This window comes from Hydrogenophaga luteola, from assembly GCF_042648585.1.
In the GTDB taxonomy this organism is placed as follows: Bacteria; Pseudomonadota; Gammaproteobacteria; order Burkholderiales; family Burkholderiaceae_C; genus Hydrogenophaga; species Hydrogenophaga luteola.
In genome coordinates, this window is the sequence record NZ_JBHRXX010000005.1 from 267,679 (window position 1) to 284,764 (window position 17,086).

Annotated in this window: 19 protein-coding genes; 9 read left to right on the forward strand and 10 right to left on the reverse strand. The window is 66.8% G+C overall.

The genetic code is table 11. The annotated features are described in order from the left end of the window. Positions 1 to 8 precede the first annotated feature (8 nt). Genes ACFOPI_RS11350 through ACFOPI_RS11365 form a run of 4 tightly spaced genes read left to right on the forward strand, consistent with a single transcriptional unit; the run spans position 9 to position 2,544 of the window. On the forward strand, positions 9 to 491 hold the full coding sequence (locus tag ACFOPI_RS11350) for a group I truncated hemoglobin (RefSeq protein WP_382173899.1): 483 nt from the start codon (positions 9 to 11) through the stop codon (positions 489 to 491). A 12-nt stretch (positions 492 to 503) separates the two neighbouring features. Further along, positions 504 to 1,172, forward strand: coding sequence for a plastocyanin (locus ACFOPI_RS11355; protein WP_382173900.1), 669 nt, complete (start codon positions 504 to 506; stop codon positions 1,170 to 1,172). Positions 1,173 to 1,186: 14 nt separating this feature from the next. Then, complete coding sequence (locus ACFOPI_RS11360; RefSeq protein WP_382173902.1) at positions 1,187 to 1,756, forward strand: sigma-70 family RNA polymerase sigma factor; 570 nt, start codon at positions 1,187 to 1,189, stop codon at positions 1,754 to 1,756. Positions 1,757 to 1,764: 8 nt separating this feature from the next. After that, a complete protein-coding gene (locus ACFOPI_RS11365; protein ID WP_382173903.1) occupies positions 1,765 to 2,544 on the forward strand; it encodes an anti-sigma factor in 780 nt (259 codons plus the stop codon). On the opposite strand, the gene queF is transcribed toward ACFOPI_RS11365, so the two are convergent. The 4 genes from queF to ACFOPI_RS11385 are packed head-to-tail and all read right to left on the reverse strand — an operon-like array spanning position 2,545 to position 5,894. Then, entirely contained in the window at positions 2,545 to 3,387 is an 843-nt protein-coding gene (gene queF, locus ACFOPI_RS11370; RefSeq protein WP_382173905.1) for an NADPH-dependent 7-cyano-7-deazaguanine reductase QueF, read from the reverse strand. After that, positions 3,384 to 4,289 (reverse strand): 2OG-Fe(II) oxygenase, encoded by a 906-nt coding sequence (locus ACFOPI_RS11375; RefSeq protein WP_382173907.1) that lies wholly within the window; start codon positions 4,287 to 4,289, stop codon positions 3,384 to 3,386. Before ACFOPI_RS11375 ends, queF begins: the two co-directional genes overlap by 4 nt. A gap of 21 nt (positions 4,290 to 4,310) precedes the next feature. Beyond that, positions 4,311 to 5,087 carry a peroxide stress protein YaaA gene (yaaA, locus tag ACFOPI_RS11380; protein ID WP_382173908.1) on the reverse strand — a complete coding sequence of 259 codons (777 nt, stop codon included), beginning with the start codon at positions 5,085 to 5,087 and terminating at the stop codon, positions 4,311 to 4,313. A gap of 6 nt (positions 5,088 to 5,093) precedes the next feature. Next, a complete protein-coding gene (locus tag ACFOPI_RS11385) occupies positions 5,094 to 5,894 on the reverse strand; it encodes a CsgG/HfaB family protein (RefSeq protein ID WP_382173910.1) in 801 nt (266 codons plus the stop codon). Between the two features lie 79 nt (positions 5,895 to 5,973). On the opposite strand from ACFOPI_RS11385, the gene ACFOPI_RS11390 reads away from it, so the two are divergent. Next, on the forward strand, positions 5,974 to 6,666 hold the full coding sequence (locus tag ACFOPI_RS11390) for a pseudouridine synthase (RefSeq protein WP_382173912.1): 693 nt from the start codon (positions 5,974 to 5,976) through the stop codon (positions 6,664 to 6,666). Between the two features lie 3 nt (positions 6,667 to 6,669). On the opposite strand, the gene ACFOPI_RS11395 is transcribed toward ACFOPI_RS11390, so the two are convergent. The 3 genes from ACFOPI_RS11395 to ACFOPI_RS11405 all read right to left on the reverse strand — a co-directional run bounded on the left by ACFOPI_RS11395 (position 6,670) and on the right by ACFOPI_RS11405 (position 9,147). Then, entirely contained in the window at positions 6,670 to 7,260 is a 591-nt protein-coding gene (locus tag ACFOPI_RS11395; RefSeq protein ID WP_382173913.1) for a DUF3501 family protein, read from the reverse strand. 11 nt (positions 7,261 to 7,271) lie between these two features. Next, a complete protein-coding gene (locus ACFOPI_RS11400; protein WP_382173915.1) occupies positions 7,272 to 8,621 on the reverse strand; it encodes a (Fe-S)-binding protein in 1,350 nt (449 codons plus the stop codon). 103 nt (positions 8,622 to 8,724) lie between these two features. Next, entirely contained in the window at positions 8,725 to 9,147 is a 423-nt protein-coding gene (locus ACFOPI_RS11405) for a rubrerythrin family protein (protein ID WP_066158576.1), read from the reverse strand. A 290-nt stretch (positions 9,148 to 9,437) separates the two neighbouring features. Between ACFOPI_RS11405 and ACFOPI_RS11410 the strand changes: the two genes are divergently transcribed. The 4 genes from ACFOPI_RS11410 (at position 9,438) to ACFOPI_RS11425 (ending at position 15,121) form a co-directional block, all read left to right on the forward strand. Continuing rightward, complete coding sequence (locus ACFOPI_RS11410) at positions 9,438 to 10,043, forward strand: VOC family protein (protein WP_382173918.1); 606 nt, start codon at positions 9,438 to 9,440, stop codon at positions 10,041 to 10,043. Positions 10,044 to 10,210: 167 nt separating this feature from the next. After that, a complete protein-coding gene (locus ACFOPI_RS11415) occupies positions 10,211 to 11,929 on the forward strand; it encodes an FAD-dependent oxidoreductase (RefSeq protein WP_382173920.1) in 1,719 nt (572 codons plus the stop codon). 18 nt (positions 11,930 to 11,947) lie between these two features. Beyond that, positions 11,948 to 12,136: a DUF2783 domain-containing protein gene (locus tag ACFOPI_RS11420; protein ID WP_382173922.1), complete on the forward strand. Its 189-nt coding sequence runs from the start codon at positions 11,948 to 11,950 to the stop codon at positions 12,134 to 12,136. 72 nt (positions 12,137 to 12,208) lie between these two features. Beyond that, complete coding sequence (locus ACFOPI_RS11425) at positions 12,209 to 15,121, forward strand: valine--tRNA ligase (RefSeq protein WP_382173924.1); 2,913 nt, start codon at positions 12,209 to 12,211, stop codon at positions 15,119 to 15,121. Between the two features lie 18 nt (positions 15,122 to 15,139). Here the strand turns inward: ACFOPI_RS11425 and ACFOPI_RS11430 are convergent, their stop codons facing one another. The 3 genes from ACFOPI_RS11430 to ACFOPI_RS11440 form a co-directional block, all read right to left on the reverse strand. Then, positions 15,140 to 16,192, reverse strand: a complete 1,053-nt coding sequence (locus tag ACFOPI_RS11430) for an NAD(P)-dependent oxidoreductase (RefSeq protein WP_382173926.1) — start codon at positions 16,190 to 16,192, stop codon at positions 15,140 to 15,142. A 49-nt stretch (positions 16,193 to 16,241) separates the two neighbouring features. After that, positions 16,242 to 16,469, reverse strand: a complete 228-nt coding sequence (locus ACFOPI_RS11435) for a sulfurtransferase TusA family protein (RefSeq protein ID WP_066255748.1) — start codon at positions 16,467 to 16,469, stop codon at positions 16,242 to 16,244. 79 nt (positions 16,470 to 16,548) lie between these two features. Beyond that, positions 16,549 to 17,076 (reverse strand): NUDIX domain-containing protein, encoded by a 528-nt coding sequence (locus ACFOPI_RS11440; protein ID WP_382173928.1) that lies wholly within the window; start codon positions 17,074 to 17,076, stop codon positions 16,549 to 16,551. Positions 17,077 to 17,086 lie beyond the last annotated feature (10 nt).

A 17,086-nucleotide genomic window follows, 5' to 3' on the forward strand; every position in this document is an offset into this window, starting at 1 on the left:
CCACCACCATGAAACAGCTCATCACCCTCTCCGCCCTGTCGCTGCTGACCCTGATCGGCGCCCCGGCCAGCGCCCAGTCCATGGACAAACCCCTGGCGCCCTCGGCCGCATCGGCCTACCCGGTGGCCCCGGCCCCCGGCCTGTACGACGCCTTGGGCGGCCAGACCGGCCTGCGCACCCTGATGAACGACTTCGTCAACCGCCTCAAGGCCGACGCGCGCCTGGCCGAGGCCTTCAAGGAAGCCAACGGCGCCAACCTCGCCAAGCAGCTGACCGACCAGATCTGTCAGCTCTCGGGCGGCCCCTGCGTCTACAACGGCCCCAACATGAAAGAAGCCCACAGCAACATGGACGTGACCCGCGCCGACTTCAACGCGCTGGTTGAGGTGCTGCAAATGAGCATGGACGCCCGCGGGATTCCGTTTGCCCGGCAGAATCAGCTGCTCGCGCTGCTGGCCCCGATGCACCGCGACGTGATCAACGTCCGATAACAAGGAGACCCCATGCGCCACGCCCCCCTTCTGGCCGCCTGCCTGCTGGCCGGCCTTTCTGCGGCACAGGCCGCCACCGTGCAGGTCACCGTGCTCGCCCGAGACGGCAAGCCGCTGCCCGACGCAGTGGTGGTGCTGGAGCCGGCCGCCGGCCAGCCGGTGCCGGCGGCGCAGCCGGTCAGCCAGACGGTGACGCAGGAAAAGATGCAGTTCGACCCCATGCTGAGCGTGGTGCCGGTCGGCTCGAAGATCCGCTTCTCCAACCTCGACCGCTGGGACCACCACGTCAAGGGCGGCACGCCCAGTCTGCTGGCCGCGGGCACCACCGCCTTTGAATTCCGGCTGGCGGGACGTGTGCAGGGGCAGACGCCTCCCAGCAGCGAAGTCGCGATGGAGAAGGCCGGGCCGATCCAGCTCGGCTGTCACCTGCACGGCTCCATGCGCGGCTTTGTCTACGTGGCGTCCACGCCCTGGGCCGCCAAGACATCCGCCGATGGCACCGCCACCCTGCCCCAGGTGCCCGAGGGCGCGATGCAGCTGCGGGTCTGGCACCCGGACCAGCTGGTCGACCAGGCCAGCGTTGCGCTGCAGGTGCAGCCGGTCACCACGGTGAACGTGCCGACCCTGGTTCAGCCGCGCAAGGCGCGCCGGGTGCAGTTCGACTCCGGCAGCACCTACTGAGACCCGCCCACCGCATGGACACCGACCAGACCCTGATGGCGCTGCTCGACCGCGTGGCGCAGCGCGACGAGGCCGCGCTCAAGTCGCTCTACGACCTCACCAGCGGCAAGCTCTACGGCCTGGCGCTGCGGGTGCTGGAGCGCCACGAGTGGGCCGAGGACGCGCTGCAGGAAACCTTTCTGCAGGTCTGGCGCACCGCCCCCGACTACCGCGCCTCACTCAGCCCGCCCATGGCCTGGATGGGCCTGATCGTGCGCAGCCGCGCGCTGGACCTGCTGCGCCGGCGCAAGGCCGAGCGCGAGCACCTGAGCGACGACATCGACGACGACGGCATGGCCGACCGGCTCGAAGGCGACACGCCCGACCCGATGCACACCAGCCTGGCCAGCCAGCAGGCCTGGGCATTGCACCAGTGCCTGACGCGGCTGGAGAACAAGCAGCGCGAGGTGGTGAGCCTGGCCTACCTGCGCGACCTCAGCCATGGCGAGCTGGCCGAACAGCTCAGGCTGCCGCTGGGCACCGTCAAGACCTGGATCCGCCGCGGGCTGGACCAGCTGCGTGTGTGCATGGCAAGGTTTGCCTGAGGAACGCCATGGACATCCACCGACACCCCGAGCTGCTGGACCGACTGGCCGCGGCCTACGCCATCGGCACCCTGCGCGGCGGCGCGCGCCGCCGCTTCGAAACCCTGGCGCGCGAGCGTGCGCCGGTGCGCGCGGCGGCCCTGGTCTGGCAGAGCCGCGTCGCCAGCATGACCGAGCTGGAGCCCGCGGTGACGCCCTCGCCCGTGGTCTGGACGCGCATCCACAACCTGATCGAGGCCGAGCGCGAGCAGGCCGCCATGGCCGCGGCCCGCGCGGCACCAGCGCCGCCGCCCCCCACCGGCTGGTGGCGCAGCCTGGCGCTCTGGCGCGGCGCGGCCGGTGCCGGCGCGCTGGCCACCGTGCTGGCCGTGGTCACCACCGTGGGCCTGCGCGACCGGCTCGGGGCACAGATCGACGAACTGCAGGCGAAGCTGGGCAACCAGCCGCAGATCGAATACGTGGCTGTGCTCAACGACGAGCAGGCCAGCGCCTCGATGTTGGTGACCTTCGACCCGAAGAACCGCAAGCTGACGCTGCAGCGCGTGGGCGGCTACCAGGAAGCGGCCGACAAGTCGCTGCAGCTCTGGGCCCTGCCGCCGGGCAGCAAGCCGCGTTCGCTGGGCGTGCTGAGCCAGGAGAAGCTGCTGCAACTTGCGGCGGGCGAAGGCGATGTGCGCGAGGTGCCCGCGCTGGCGATCAGCCTGGAGCCCAAGGGCGGCGTGCCCAGCGAGACCGGACCGACCGGACCGGTGCTGTTCAAGGGCGCGCTGATCCAGAAGATGCTCTGATCACTGCCGCGCAGTACGCGTGTTGGCCGGCGGCAGCTGCGGGTGGCTGCTGCGCCAGGGGTTGATGTCCAGCCCGCCGCGGCGCGTGTAGCGCGCATAGACCATCAGCTTGGCCGGCTTGCAGCGCGCCATGATGTCCATGTAGATGCGCTCGACGCACTGTTCGTGGAATTCGTTGTGGTTGCGCAGGCTCACGATGTACTGCAGCAGCCCGGCCTGGTCGATCTGTGGACCGCTGTAGCGGATCTGCACGCTGCCCCAGTCGGGCTGGCCGGTCACCGGGCAGTTGCTGCGCAGCAGGTCGCTGACCAGCACCTCGTCCACCGGCTTCTCGTCCAGCGCCGCGCTCAGGAGCTGCGGCGCAGGCTGGTAGGTGTCGCACTCGACATCCAGGCGGTCGATCGAGACGCCTTCGAGCTCCTTCACCGGCTCGCACTCGAACAGCGGCGGCAGCAGCAGCCGCACGCCGGCCACCGACTTCACCGCCTCCCCGCCCCAAATGGCTCGGCTGATGTCGTCGCGGATGCGGTCGCGCACCGCGTCCGCACTGTCCACGCGCGTGTTGTTGAAGCTGTTGAGGTAGAGCTTGAGCGACTTGCTCTCGACAATGTGCGTGCTCTCGCAGGGAATCGTGATGTGGGCGATGGCCACCTGCGGCTTGCCCTTCATGTTCAGCCAGCTCAGCTCGAAGGCGGTCCAGAGGTCGGCGCCCAGGAAGGGCACGCTGCCGGTGATGCCGATTTCGACACGCTTGGGCTCGCGCGGCAGCGGGAACAGCAGGGACGGGTCGTACTGGTCGACGTAGTCGGTGGTCTTGCCCAGGGGAGATTGGTCTGGCGTCATTCGAATACCCGTTCGCGCATCCATTTGGTCGCCACCCATTTTTCACCTTCGAGCACCGGCGCGCCGCCGTGCAGGGTCATGGTGCCGGGGTGCGGCCGGTTGTAGGAAAAAAACACCGCATTGCCGCGCACCGGCGCCACCTCCAGACCGATGTCCGGGAAGGTGGTGCCGCCGCCGCGCGGCGGTTCGTTGAGGTACATGACCACCGTGCCGACGCGCTGGCCGCCGCGCTTGAGGATGGTCGGCGTACCCGGTTCGTTGGGGTCGAAGTAGTCGTAGTGCGGCTTGTATTCCGCACCCACCTTGTAGTTGAGCACCTGGATGCCTTCGCCGTTCTCCACCGGCCAGTTCACCAGGCGTGCGATGCGCGCCTCGATGCGCTTGACCAGCTCGCTTTCGCCGCGGTTGAAGAACATGCCGTTGCTGGTGCGGTCGGGGTTGAGCTCCTCGCCGCCGGTGGCGGTCTGCACGGTGAGCGAACGCGCCAGGCGCGGCCGGGAGGCCTCGATCAGGCCGTCGCATTCCTCGTGGCTGAGCAGGCCGCCGAGCACCACCACCCGCGGCTGCGTCACCGAGATGATCACGTCGACCATGCGGTCGCCCGCGTCCAGCCGGCGCGGCGACCCGCTGAGCGCGATGTCGGGCACGCGCACCGTGGCCATCTCGCGGGCCGTGGCCTGGGCCGGTTGCTGGGCTGGGGCCTGGCCCGGGGCGGGCGCGGCGGCGCGGCCGGCACCGAGCTTCTGCAGGTGGTCACGCAGGGTCTGCTCCAGCGCAGCCTCGGCCACATCCGCCTGCCAGCCGGCCTTGACCATGGCGTCGAGCACCGCCTCGGGCATGCAACCCGCCGTGGACTGCTCGATGATCCACTGGCGCAGTTCGGGGGTGACGGTCTGGGTCATGGTCGTCTCCTCTCTCGGCGGTCAGGCGCCCTGGTCGCGCCGGAACACGAAACGGTCGGGCTCGCTGGCGGCGGGCGCAAAACGGTAGCCCTCCAGATCGAAGCCCTTGAGCTGCTCGGGTGTGGACGCCCGGTGCTGCAGCGCGTAGCGCACCATCAGGCCGCGCGCGCGCTTGGCAAAGAAGCTCACGATCTTGTAGTTCGCGCCCTTCTTCTCTTCGAACACGCAATTCACCACGCGCGGCTGCAGTGCCTTGAGGTCCACCGCCTTGAAGTACTCCTCGCTCGCGAGGTTGACCAGCACCGGGCTCTTGTCGGCGCGGGCGCGGCTATTGAGGTAGTCGGCAATCTGGCTGCCCCAGAAGCGGTAGAGGTTGCTGCCCTTGTCGGTCTTGAGCCGCGTACCCATCTCCAGCCGATAGGGCTGCATGCGGTCCAGCGGGCGCAGCACGCCGTACAGGCCACTGAGGATGCACAGGTGCTGCTGCAGCCAGTCCAGCTCGTCCTCGTTCAGCGTCTTCGCATCCAGCCCGCCGTACACGTCGCCATCGAAGGCCAGCACGGCCTGCTTGGAGTTCTTGGCGGTGAACTTGGGCGACCAGGCCTGGTAGCGCGCGGCGTTCAGGCCTGCGAGCTGGTCCGACAGGTCCATCAGCTCGGCCACCTGCTGCGGCGACTTCTCGCGCAGCACGTCGATCAGCTCGCTTGCCTGCTCCACGAACAGCGGTTGCGTGAAGGTCTTGACGTGGGCCGGCGTCTCGTAGTCGAGCGCCTTGGCGGGGGAAATGACAAACAGCATGGTGGCTCAGCCAGCCTTCTTCTTGGTGGGCACGGGTTCGGGCAGCGGCTTCTCGACCAGACGCTGCACCTCATCGACCAGGTGGTTGTGCGCGTCCAGGAAGGCCGCTGCGATCACCTTGGCCTCGTTGGTGTTGCTCCAGCCCAGACCGCCCGCGCCGCCGGCCTTGCCGATGGCCAGGCCACCAATGCCCAGATCGGTGCTGCGTGCGGCGCCGGTGGCAGCAGAAAGTTGCTCCGTGGTTTCGTTGTCGGTCAGCAGCAGCACAACTTGAGCTTCCTTGAGCTTGACGTTCTCGGCCGCACCGGCGATCACGTTCAGCCCCGGAATCTGCGCCAGGATGCCGCCGATCTGGCGGCCCGCGTCCTGCTCGGAAAACGTCAGGCTGGGCACCAGGGTGTACTGCGCAACGATGCCGCGGCCCTTCTTGACCGTGGTGTCGTCCTGGCGCAGCACGCCGGACTCCTTGAGGTCCTGCTCCTTGACCGTGGCGTTCAGGCCCGAGTGGCGGTCGACGATGCGGAAGCACCCGCTCTGCTGCATCATGACGCGCACCAGCGGCAGGGGCGAATCGGGCAGGCCGCCGCGGCCGATGCCGACATACCCGTTGGGGTTCTCCATCAGCGCCACCACCGCAACCGGCGCCGTGCAGGTCCTCAGTTCCGTGGCGGCGTTGTGCGCGCCGTCCGGGCCTGCCGAACCCTTGACGACGGAGCCTCCTTCGCCCAGCTCCACCCCCTGCTTGCCACAGGCGGCCAGCAACAGCGAAAAGGCCAGCGCGGCAAGGGTCGGGACGCGTCGAAACATGGCGGTTCCAGGGGAAAAAACAGGAAAAACCGAGTGTACCCGTGGCATCCGGACACATCAGTCACCGGACAATCGCCCCATGCTGCGCATCCTGCACCGGGACGACCACCTGATCGCCATCGACAAACCGCCCGGCCTGCTGGTGCACCGCACCGGGCTGGACGCCGGCGAGACGCGCTTTGCAGTACAACTGCTGCGCGACCAGATCGGCCAGCCGGTCTGGCCGGTGCACCGGCTCGACAAGGGCACCAGCGGCGTGCTGCTGTTCGCATTGGACGCGGCAACCGCCAGCCTGCTCGGCCGTGCCTTCGAATCGGGTGATGGCATGCGCAAGACCTACCACGCCATCGTGCGCGGCTGGCCCGCCGACGCCGGCCTGATCGACTATCCGCTCAAGCGCATGCCCGACGACATGCGCGTCGAACGCGAAGAGGTGCAGGACGCGCAGACCCGGTTTGTGACGCAGGAGCGCTACGAGTTGCCGATGCCGCAGGGCAGTTTCCCGGCCACACGCTGCGCCCTGGTCGAGCTGCAACCCCTGACCGGCCGCCGCCACCAGCTGCGGCGCCACATGAAGCACATCGCCCACCCGATCATCGGCGACGCGACGCACGGCAAGGGGCCGTTGAACCGGGCGGTGGCGGCGTTTCTCGGGGTGCAGCGGCTGTGGCTGCATGCGAGCCACTTGGCGCTGCATCACCCGGTCAGCGGCGCCACGCTGGCACTGCAGGCACCCCGCGATCCGGACTGGTCGCGCTGGCCCCGCGCCTGAGACTTACTTCAGATCCCCCGCCAGACTCGCCAGCGTCTCGGCCGGAATCTGCAGGTGCGCGGGGTAGTGCGTGTGGTCGCAGCCGAGCTTGACGGCAGCGCCGGCCTTGATGGCCGCGCGCATGGCGGGTGTGAACTCGAAACGCACGAAGTGCACCGCGCTGGTCTTCTGTTCGTTCTCGCGGTCCAGGTCTTCGTCGGCGATGGCGTAGACACGTTCGTAGCCTTCGACCTCGACGAACATGCGGTCTTCCACGCCGATCAGGCGCGCGAGTTCGCGCTTGCGCTCGTTGACGTCGATGTACTCGATCATCATCGTCGCCTTCCAGTTGCTGCCTTCGGGCACCAGCGGCGCGTAGGCCTCGATCTCCTGCTGGATGCCCTCTTCCTCGAAGATCTTCTCGATGCGCAGCATCTCCTGGATCTGGTAGCGGATGGTGGTCTCGCTCTCGAACTGCAGGTTCAGGTGCTCGCCCAGCTGCACGCTGCGCAGCTTGCGGTGCGCGATCACCTCGCCCTTGTGAACCTTGCGCCACTTGCTGTAGGCCTCCAGGCTCATGAGGCTGTCGGGGGTGATGTGTCCGGTGAGTTGCATGGTGTTCTCGCTTACTTGAGTCCGTAGGCTTTGGCGACCAGGCTGAGCGGATGCTGCAGCTCGGGCGCCCCGTGGCCGTTCACTTCAAAACCCTGTGCGATGTGGTGGCCGCCCAGCGGGCAGTCGGAGCTGATGTAGTCGGGCTTGGCGCCGTCCTTCATGGTCGCCATGGCCTTGAACACCGGTTTGCCGATCTTCATGGCCTGCTGGTGCGTGCCCTTCTTGACACCGAAGGTGCCGGCGTGGCCCGAGCAGCGCTCGATGGTGTTCACCGTGGTCTCCGGGACCATCTTGAGCATCTCTTCGGTCTTCTTGCCGATGTTCTGCACCCGGCCGTGGCAGGGGATCTGGTAGCTGATGTTGCCCAGTTTCTGGGGGAATTCGGTCTTGAGCAGGCCGTCGCGCTTGCGCGCCATCAGGTACTCGAACGGGTCCCACATGTGTTCCTTGACGAGCTGCGTGTCGGCGTCGTCGGGGAACATGAGCGGGATCTCCTGCTTGAACATCAGCGCGCAGCTGGGCACGGCGGCGAGGATGGCAAACCCGTCGCGCGCGTACTTCGCCAGCACCGGGACGTTGGCCTCCTTGCTGGCCTGCACCGAGTCCAGGTCGCCCAGCTCCAGCTTGGGCATGCCGCAGCATTTTTCCTTCTCGACGATCGTGTAGGGGATGTCGTTGTGGTCGAGGATCTTGAGCAGGTCCAGGCCGATGCCGGGTTCGTTGTAGTTGATGTAGCAGGTGGAGAAGATGGCCACCTTGCCCGGCGTCTTCTCGCCGTCGACAACCTTGGCGGCCTTGGCGTCGGGCGCGGCCCAGCGGAAGCGTTGGGTCGCCAGATCGGGCAGCCAGGCGTTCTTGTCCACGCCCATCACGTTTTCCATCACGCCGCGGGCGAACTTCGTCCGGTTCACCGCGTTGACCGTCTGGACCACGATGGGAATGCCGGCGAACTGGCCGTGCACGTCGGTGGAGGCCAGCAGCTTCTCGCTGGTCTTGACCTCACCCTTCTTGAACTTGATCGCCTTGGCGCGCAGCATGGTGTGCGGGAAGTCCAGGTTCCACTCGTGCGGTGGCGTGTAGGGGCACTTGGTCATGTAGCAGAGGTCGCACATGTAGCACTGGTCCACCACCTTCCAGTAGTCGGCCTTCTGCACGCCGTCGACCTCGCCGCTCGGGCCTTCGTCCACCAGGTCGAACAGGGTCGGGAACGAGCCACACAGGCTCACGCAGCGGCGGCAGCCGTGGCAGATGTCGAAGATGCGCTCCAGCTCGTGGAAGCACTTCTCTTCGTCATAGAAGTCGGGGTTCTTCCAGTCCAGCGGATGGCGCGTCGGCGCCTGCAGGTTGCCTTCGGTGGCCATGTCTCTTGTCCTCGTCTGTGCGGGTTGGCTCGTGGGTTTTTGAAAGCGCTCGCAAAAAGCGCTTTCAAAAACGCGCCGCGGGTGCGGCGCGCAGAGAGTGGGATCAGTCCACCAGCTCGTTCAGGGCCTTTTGGTAGCGATTCGCGTGCGAGCGCTCGGCCTTGGCCAGGGTTTCGAACCAGTCGGCGATCTCGTCGAAGCCTTCTTCGCGCGCGGTCTTGGCCATGCCCGGGTACATGTCGGTGTACTCGTGGGTTTCGCCCGCGACGGCGGAGGCCAGGTTCTGGCGGGTGCTGCCGATCGGCAGGCCGGTGGCCGGGTCACCCGACTGCTCCAGGAACTCCAGGTGGCCGTGGGCGTGGCCGGTCTCGCCTTCGGCGGTGGAGCGGAACAGGGCCGCCACATCGTTCTGGCCTTCCACGTCGGCCTTGTTTGCGAAGTACAGGTAGCGGCGGTTGGCCTGGGATTCGCCGGCGAAGGCGTCCTTCAGGCACTGCTCGGTTTTCGAGCCTTTCAATGCGGCCATGGGTATCTCCTTGTCTCGTGGGTTGAGGAAGCGCCCAGCCTGCCCGCCAGCTGGCGGGGAGGTCTGTGACAGGCAGACCGTACGCCGCCCCCCTCCGTCCGTCAAATTGCCGCAGGCTATGTGACGAATTGTTCAAAGCTATTCAGAGGGAGCCGTTGATAACCACTCTCAACTGGATCGACACCCCTCAGGAAAACCCTCACACTGACCCGGTGTCGAATGCCCGATAAGATTTCGTTTTGTTAAATGCATTCAACATTGCGAAACAACATCACACATCAGGAGACCGCATGAACGCCAATCTGCCCCCGCCCGCCGCAGTCCAGCAGCTGCACCACTACGCCTACCGGGCGCGCGACGCCGAAGAGACGCGCCACTTCTATGAGGACATCCTGGGCCTGCCGCTGTACCACATCATCCAGAGCGACTACGTGCCCAGCACGGGCGAGTACTGCCCGTACACGCACTTCTTCTTCCGTCTGCAGGACGGCTCGTTCATCGCCTTCTTCGACTTGGGCGACGACGTGGCGGCCGAACCTTCGCCGAACACGCCGAAGTGGGTGAACCACATCAGCTTCCGGGTGAACACGGTGCAGGAGCTGGAGAACACCAAGGCCCGCTTGCAGGCGCACGGGATCGAGGTGCTGGGTGTCACCGATCACCATATTTTCAAGAGCATCTATTTCTTCGATCCGAACGGCATCCGGCTGGAGCTGACGGCGCAGCTGGCGGACGAGTTCGAGATGCTGCAGGAGAGCAAGACGGCGCATGCGCGGCTGGCGGAGTGGAATGTGCGCAAGGAGCAGTGGCGCAAGGAGCGGGCTTCGGGTCAGGCTGCGGCGCCGTTGAAGCCGCAGACGAATGACCGGCCGGAGTTTGTGCCTCCCGCCTCTTGATTGCTTTTTGCGTGGGTCCGTGTGGTGACGGTTGGGGTGACCGGCTCCGCTCATGTCCCCCGCCAGCGGCTGCGCCGGGCCGGGGGACATGAGCGGAACAGTGCACCCGTCGCTTCCGAGCCCGCGAGGTAGATGAGAACAACCGTCAGAGCACACGGAGACAGCCGATGAACGACAACAGCTACAAACAAACCGCCCACACCAACAACTACGAATTCACCCAGGGCAGCGGCTACCAGCTGCCAGAATACCCGTTCGTCCCCCCACCCGAACTCGGCGAAACCACACCCAGACGCCACCCCATCGTCATCGTCGGCGGTGGCATCACCGGCCTCACCCTCGCCTGCTCGCTCGCCAAGCTCGGCACCCCCGCCATCCTGCTCGACGAAGACAACACCGTCGGTGTCAAGGGCGCCTCCTCCCGCGGCATCTGCTACACCCAGAAATCGCTCGAAATCTTCCAGCGCCTCGGCATCTATGACCGCATCGCCGCCAAGGGCATCCAGTGGAGCGTCGGCCGCACCTTCGCCGGCGAGGACGAGGTCTACAGCTTCGACCTGCGCCAGCAGGGCGGCTACAACCTCTCTCAACAGCCGCCCTTCATCAACATCCAGCAGTTCTACATCGAGGGCTTCCTGGTCGAGCGCATCGCCGAACTTGGCCATGTCGAGTTGCGCTGGCAGAACCGCCTGACCGACTTCGAACAGAACGCCGACTTCGCCACCCTAACCGTCGAAACGCCCGCCGGCCCGTACACCATCGAAGCCGATCACGTCATCGACGCCACCGGTTCGCACAGTCCGCTGCGCCAGTGGCTGCAGGTGCCGTTCACCAGCAAGCGCGGCGATGACCGCTGGTGCATCGCCGACGTGCGCTTCACGAAGCGCCCGCCCATTGAACGCCACACCTGGGTCGAGGCACCGTTCAATGAGAACCGCGCGGTCTGGCAGCACCTGATGGCCGACGACGTGTGGCGCATCGACTACCAGATGGCACCCGACAGCGACCCGGCTTACGTGAGCCGCGAAGACGTGGTGCGCGAGCGCCTGGCGCGCCAGTTCGGGCCCGACACCGAAGTGGAGATCGTCTGGGTCGGCCCGTACGCCTACCGCAGCGAGTGCGTGCACCGCATGCGCGAAGGCCGCGTGTTTTTCATGGGCGACTCGGCCAAGGTCGTCAGCCCCTTTGGCGCGCGCGGCGGCAACACCGGCGTGGCCGATGCCGACAACCTGGCCTGGAAGCTCGCCGCGGTGTGGCGCGGCCGCGCCCACCCCGCGCTGCTGGAGAGCTACGGCGACGAACGCCTGGAGGCGGCGCAGCAGAACGTGCTGGTGACCAACCGCACCGCGCGCTTCCTTCGTCCGGCCGACGGCGTGGAGCGGCTGTTCCGCCACGCCGCCATCGGCCTGGCGAAAAAACACCCGTTCGCGCGCACGCTCATGAACACCGGCCGCATGGCGGTCGCCAACCCCTACAGCCGCTCGCGCGCCTGCAGCTACGCCGAGGGCTCGGCGGCCGGACAGTCGGTGCAGAACGTGGCGCTGCGCTGGGCCAACGGCTCGGCAGGCTGCGTCAACGACCTGCTGAACTGGGCCGGCGGCGATCTGCTGCTGCTGGCCTTCGGCCCGCTGGGCCGCGCCGACCTGCAGCGCCTGAAAACACTGACCGCCGGTGCCCCGCTGCGCGCCGTGCAGGTGCCGGCCGGCCGCGATCGCGCCCAGGCGACCGAACACCTGCACGACCCCGAGGGTCACCTGAGGTCGGCCTGCCAGTTGGCGGGGCCGGGCTGGGCCCTGGTGCGGCCCGACGGCTACCTCGCTGCCACCGGCGACCACATCGACGGCCGCCTGGTCGCCGCCCTTGAACGTTCGCTCGGCCTGCGCTGACACCCCTTGGAGAACCACATGAACACCGCCCCGAACTTCCAGGACGCCGACGGCTTCTACGAGCGCCTGCTCGACGCCCACCAGGGCCTCTCGCGCGAGCAGTCGGAACTGCTCAACGCCCGCCTGGTCCTGCTGCTGGCCAACCAGATCGGCAGCGCGCAGGTGCTGGCCGACTGCGTCGCCGCCGCGCAGGACACCCTCGAATAAAATCGGGGGCTTCCCGAACACCCACCCGACGGCGCCCTGCGGGGCGCCGTTGCACTTTCTGCGCCCCACCCCATGTCCGACGCTCCCGACACCCTGCAGCAACCCGGTCTGAACAGCCTGTCCAAGTCTTTCGAGCCGGCCGCGCTCGAAGCCCACTGGGGCCCCGAGTGGGAAAAGCGTGGCTACGGCGTCGCCGGCTTCCGCGGCACCTCGGCTCCCAGCGCCGAGGCCGCCGCAGCGGGCAGGAACTTCGCCATTCAGCTGCCGCCGCCCAACGTGACCGGCACGCTGCACATGGGTCACGCGTTCAACCAGACCATCATGGACTCGCTCACGCGCTACCACCGAATGAGCGGCTTCAACACCGCCTGGATTCCCGGCACCGACCACGCCGGCATCGCCACGCAGATCGTGGTGGAGCGCCAGTTGCAGGAAAAGGGCATCAGCCGCCACGACATGGGCCGCAAGAACTTCGTCGCCAAGGTCTGGGAGTGGAAGGAGCAGTCGGGCAACACCATCACCACGCAGATGCGCCGCATGGGCGATTCCGTGGACTGGAGCCGCGAGTACTTCACCATGGACGAGAAGCTCTCGACCGTGGTGACTGACACCTTCGTGAAGCTGTACGAGCAGGGCCTGATCTACCGCGGCAAGCGGCTGGTGAACTGGGACCCCGTGCTGATGTCGGCCGTGTCCGACCTGGAGGTGGAGAGCGAAGAGGAAGACGGTTCGCTCTGGCACATCCGCTACCCCATTGACGGCTCCGACGAATCGCTGGTGGTGGCCACCACCCGGCCCGAAACCATGCTGGGCGACACCGCTGTGATGGTGCACCCGGAAGACGAGCGCTACACCCACCTGATCGGCAAGCAGGTCAAGCTGCCCATCACCGGCCGCCTGGTGCCGGTGATCGCCGACGCCTACGTGGACAAGGCCTTCGGCACCGGCGTGGTCAAGGTCACCCCGGCCCACGATCCGAACGACTACCAGGTCGGCCAGCGCCACGGCCTGCCGATGCTCACCATCTTCAGCCTGGAAGCCAAGGTGTCGGCCGACGAAGCGGCGGACATTCCTGCGACCTACGTGGGCCTGGACCGATTCGTCGCGCGCAAGCAGATCGTCGCGCAACTGGAGGCCGAAGGGCTTCTGGTCGAGGTGAAGAAGCACAAGCTGATGGTGCCGCGCTGCGCGCGCACCGGCCAGGTGGTCGAGCCCATGCTGACCGACCAGTGGTTCGTGGCCATGAGCAAGGTCAGCGACCAGGACACGACCGGCAAGAGCATCGCCCAGAAGGCCATCGACGCTGTGGCCAGCGGTCAGGTCAGGTTCGTGCCCGAGAACTGGGTCAACACCTACAACCAGTGGATGAACAACATCCAGGACTGGTGCATCTCGCGCCAGCTCTGGTGGGGCCATCAGATCCCCGCCTGGTACGACGAGCAGGGTCAGGTCTATGTGGCGCGCAACGAAGCCGAGGCACAGGCCCTGGCCGGCGCCGGCAAGACGCTCACGCGCGACCCCGATGTGCTGGACACCTGGTACTCCTCGGCCCTTGTGCCGTTCAGCACCATGGGCTGGCCGAACCAGACCGACGCTGCCACCGACGACTACAGCCTGTATTTGCCCAGCAGCGTGCTGGTAACCGGTTACGACATCATCTTCTTCTGGGTCGCCCGGATGATCATGATGACCACGCACTTCACCGGCCGCGTGCCCTTCAAGGACGTCTACATCCACGGTCTGGTGCGCGACGCCCAGGGCCAGAAGATGAGCAAGTCGGAAGGCAACGTGCTCGACCCGGTGGACCTGATCGACGGCATCTCGCTCACGCCCCTGCTGGAGAAGCGCACCACCGGCCTGCGCAAGCCTGAGACCGCACCCAAGGTGCGCAAGCAGACCGAAAAGGAGTTCCCGGACGGCATTCCGGCCTATGGCGCCGACGCCCTGCGCTTCACCTTTGCCGCGCTGGCCTCTCTGGGCCGCAGCATCAACTTCGACTCCAAGCGCTGCGAGGGCTACCGCAACTTCTGCAACAAGCTTTGGAACGCCACCCGCTTCACGCTGATGAACTGCGAAGGCCAGGACTGCGGCCTGATGGAACACACCAAGGCCGACTGCGAAGTCGGCGGCAAGGCGCACGGCTACATGAGCTTCTCGCAAGCCGACCGCTGGATCGTCTCGCGCCTGCAGCGCGTCGAAGCCGAAGTGGCCCAGGGCTTTGCCGAATACCGGCTGGACAACGTCGCCAACGCCATCTACGACTTCGTCTGGAACGAGTTCTGCGACTGGTACCTGGAAATCGCCAAGGTGCAGATCAACACCGGCAACGAGGCGCAGCAGCGCGCCACCCGCCGTACGCTGATCCGCACACTGGAAACCATCCTGCGCCTGGCCCACCCGGTGATTCCCTTCATCACCGAAGAGTTGTGGCAGAAGGTCGCGCCTGTGGCGGGCCGTGCTGGTGAATCGGTGAGCGTGGCCGCCTACCCGGTCAGCCAGCCCGAGCGCATCGACGAAGCCGCCGAAGCCCAGGTCGCCAAGCTCAAGAGCGTGGTCGACGCCTGCCGCACGCTGCGCGGCGAGCTCAACGTCTCGCCGGCCACCCGCCTGCCGATGTTCGTGGTCGGCGATGCGGACTTCATGCGCGCCAACGCGGCGGTTCTGCAGGGTCTGGCCAAACTGGCCGAGGTCAAGGTGTTCGATGACGAGGCCAGCTGGGCCGCCGCCGCCCAGGCCGCGCCGGTGGCCGTGGTCGGTGAAGCCCGCCTGTGCCTGTTCATGGAAATCGACGTGGCCGCCGAAAAGGCCCGCCTGACCAAGGAGGCCGCACGACTGGAGGGTGAAATCGCCAAGGCGAACGCCAAGCTGTCCAACGAAGCCTTCGTGGCCAAGGCGCCGCCGGCCGTGATCGAGCAGGAGAAGAAGCGCGTGGCCGACTTCGGCGCCACGCTGACCAAGGTGCGCGAGCAGCTGGCGCGGCTCTGACGCTCCGGCGACCGGGTTTCAGCCCGGTCTCTCCTCGCCCCGGGAGATCTCGGCCCACTGGGAGCCCGAGTCGACCGGCGGCCACTCCGGGTCCTGCGAGCTGTCGAGGCTGTCAAGCACGGAGAAGTCGCTGACCTGGGCCTGGCCCCGCCCCACCGCTGGCGACAGGGTTTCGTGGATGCGGTGGGCCACGTACCAGCTGGCGCGCAGCTTGGCTTCGCGGGTGTGCGACCCCAGCCGGGGCGTGAGGTGCAGGTTGGGGATGTTGTGCAGCGGGGTGCCGGGCCCGGCGAACTGGGGGTGCGCCCCGTCCAGCAGGCAGGCGTCGATCCGGCCGTCCGTCAGCGCCAGCGCCAGCGCCTCGGGTTCGAACAGCGAACTGCGGCTCAGCCCCACCCACAGCTGACCAGGCTTGCAGTGGTTGAGCAGGCGTTCGTTGATCCAGCCCTTGAACCGGGAGGCGTAGACCATCTGCAGCGACACGGCGTCGCTGCGCGCCAGCAGCTCGTTGACCGGGATGTATTCGATGCCCAGCTTGTTCCAGATCGGTGCGGCCTGGTGCACCGCCGGGTCGTAGCCGAGCAGGCGCACGCCCAGTCCCTTGAGCATGGGTGCCAGGGTGTGGGCCACAGGGGCCAGGCCCAGCAGACCCACGGTGCTGCCATAGAGCTCCCGGCCCATGCGCACCTGCGCCAGCTTGCGCCCCAGGAGGGCACTGACCATGCCACGCCGGTAGAGCATGAGCAGGCCATAGAGCAGGTACTCCGCGTTCGAGCGCACCGTGGCGCTGCGCGCCTGGATCACCCGGATGTTGCGCTGCGCGCAGGCCTCCAGGTCGGTGTTTTCGCTGGAGATCTGCATGCGCGCCACCACCTTCATGAGGGGTGCGAAATCGAGAAACTCCCGTGAGACGACCACATGAGAAGGCAACACCAGTGCCTTGGTCTTGTAGACCTGCTTGCGCAGCGCCGTGGGGTCGTCTGCCAGCTCCGGGGCCAGCGTCACGGCGTGGCGCTCCTGCAGCCAGGACAGGGCTTCAGGAACAAGGGGGTCGAGGAGCAGGATTTCCATGGTCGTCGGGCCGGCGATTGCGGCATGCCGCAACCATGGTGGGCCCAGATCAGCGGCGTTTGAGCACCGTGATGAAGTCGGAGCCTTCCGTCTGCTGTTCCACGAGCTCGTTGCCCGTCTGCTTTGCAAAGGCCTGGAAGTCGCGGACCGATCCGGCGTCGGTGGCGATCACCTTGAGTGTCTGGCCACTGGTCATGTCCGCCAGGGCCTTCTTGGCCTTCAGGATGGGCAGCGGGCAGTTCAGGCCGCGGGCGTCGAGTTCTTTGGTGGCGTTCATGAAGGGATCCTCGGAGAGCGAATTTTAAACAGGAAGGGTGACAGAGATCAAAAAATGTATCAATTTGTACGAAAATAAGTCACGCTGCCGGAACCTCCATGAACTGGGGTTCGATGCCGATCGAGCGCAGCCAGTCGGCCAGGGCGAAGCCCGTGCCAGCCGGCCAGCAACGGACCTGTTCAGGCGCGAGCAGCTTGTACTCGGCCAGCTCCGGGGACAGCACGATCTGCCCTTCAGCGAGCGCGTGGTAAGTGATGATCACTTGATTCATGCGCTGGAAATCGTGCACGCCGATCAGCTTCAAGGCTGTCACGGTCAGCCCCGTTTCTTCGGCTATCTCGCGCCGGATGCCCTCTTCCGGCGTTTCGCCCGCCTCCATGAAGCCGGTGATCAGCGCGAACATGCGGTGCTGCCAGGCGGCGTTGCGGGCCAGCAGCACCTTGTCGCCCACCTGCACGATGGCAGCCAGCACAGGCGTCGGGTTGTTCCAGTGGGTGAAGTCGCAGGCCGTACAGCGCAGGCGCTCCTTCAGCCCGCCGTCTTCCTGCGCCGCAGTCAGTGCCAGCGGCGCGGCACAGCAGGGACAGAACCGGTAGTCGGCGGTCATGTCGGACAGG